This is a genomic window from Bacteroides caecigallinarum, assembly GCF_016902295.1.
Lineage (GTDB): Bacteria > Bacteroidota > Bacteroidia > Bacteroidales > Bacteroidaceae > Phocaeicola > Phocaeicola caecigallinarum_A.
In genome coordinates, this window is sequence record NZ_JACJLQ010000105.1 from 1 (window position 1) to 1,482 (window position 1,482).

Annotated in this window: 1 protein-coding gene; it reads right to left on the reverse strand. The window is 43.1% G+C overall.

Annotated elements, in window-relative coordinates; all coding sequences use genetic code 11:
• Positions 1–21: 21 nt before the first annotated feature.
• Positions 22–1,461 (reverse strand): IS4 family transposase, encoded by a 1,440-nt coding sequence (locus H6A27_RS14345; protein WP_204509176.1) that lies wholly within the window; start codon positions 1,459–1,461, stop codon positions 22–24.
• Positions 1,462–1,482: the final 21 nt, after the last annotated feature.

Here is a 1,482-nt window from a genome sequence, read left to right on the forward strand (position 1 = left end):
ATTTAAGTTTCGCAAGTAGCTTTATTCCGTTTTCTTCTCTGGACATAGCTTTTTGATGATAGCAATTTTTTGGTTATCATTAGCAATCATCCGGATGATTTCTTCTTCATCTGCCGAAAACAAGTCCGCGATGGCAGACACAATCTGCAAGATCAAATCCCAAATCCTTTCGGTTACGGACAGTTCCATTGTTCCATTAATGGTTTGGTTGAACAATCCTCCTATGGTTTCATAGGCTTCAAACCGCTTGATGAAAGAAAGGATATTGTACTGCATTACGGTCAGGCTGATGCTTGCTATCTGCGAAGAGAAGTTCAGGCATTGGCACTTCCCGAGTTTGAGTAGTCCTTTCATCTCAGAGAAGCAGACTTCAATGGCCCAACGCATGGAATAGATGCGGTATGCTTCAAAAAAGTTCAGTCCGGTATTGGTGGAAAGGAATGCGTTCCATGTTCCTTTCCGTCCTCTTTTACAGAAGAAGATGCGGATTTTCCGGTTGGCATATTCAGCATCTATATAAGCATAATGACAATTCAGCTTGCGGCTGTACCTGACAGACTTTTCTTTTTTCAGTCTGTCAATGATGGCGGATGCGTTCAAGTTGCCAAACCTGGTCTTGTATCGGGTCTTGCCCATTTTAATCATGCCTATCAGATGGCATTTCAGATGTCTTGAGCAGATGAAATTCAACAAGTCGGCACAAGTAAACCAACTGTCAACCAGCAGATAATCAAAGCGTATGCCTCTCCTGATGGATTCTCTGACCATTTCAATGGAACGGTCGATCTTGTTTTGTCTGTATTCCTTTATACGGGTGTTGACTGCGGAATCCCCGTCACGTTTCTTGCTGAAGCGTGCTTTCCGCTGCTTGTCGGTCAATCCTTGCTTCTTTTCAGGGTTCTTGCCTTCCTCCCCGTGAAGCGAGAAGTCAAGCAAGGTCTGTGTCTTCCCGTCCGTATGGCACAGGAACAGCCCTTTGAAACCCAAGACGCTCTTGTGAAGAACGTGTGAATAGATGCGGCCTATCATTTCCGTCTTGAAACCTGTTTTCGGCAGGTCGGTATCGTCGATTATCAGACATTGGAGGGATTCTTTCGAGTCCTTCCTCGATGAAATCCGATTCAACAGGCGAATACTCACCAAATAGACAAGTTTGCGCCAGTCAATGTTGTCCTGCTCCATGAAACGATAGAACATATCCTTTTGACAGGAGAAAAACTTGGAAAGTCCCGAATGGTGATATTGGAAAGAGTTCTTGACCATGAAGAACGGGAAGACAAGCAGCAGTTCCAATACTTGAAGACAACTCAACTTGCAATTATGCCGTTTCTCAACACCAATGCAAGACGAACGCAGATTGAAATGACGGATTGTTGTCATAATACAGTTTATTGCCTTGTTGCAATCATTTTTGTGGAAGAACGTATTGAGTTCTGAAATAATATGTGTATTTTTGTTCATAGCTTTTAGTATGAGTTCTTT

What these genes read in the sequence shown, in the direction of transcription:
- H6A27_RS14345 (WP_204509176.1), bottom strand. Translation starts at nt 1,461, where the DNA reads ATGAACAAAAATACACATATTATTTCAGAACTCAATACGTTCTTCCAC.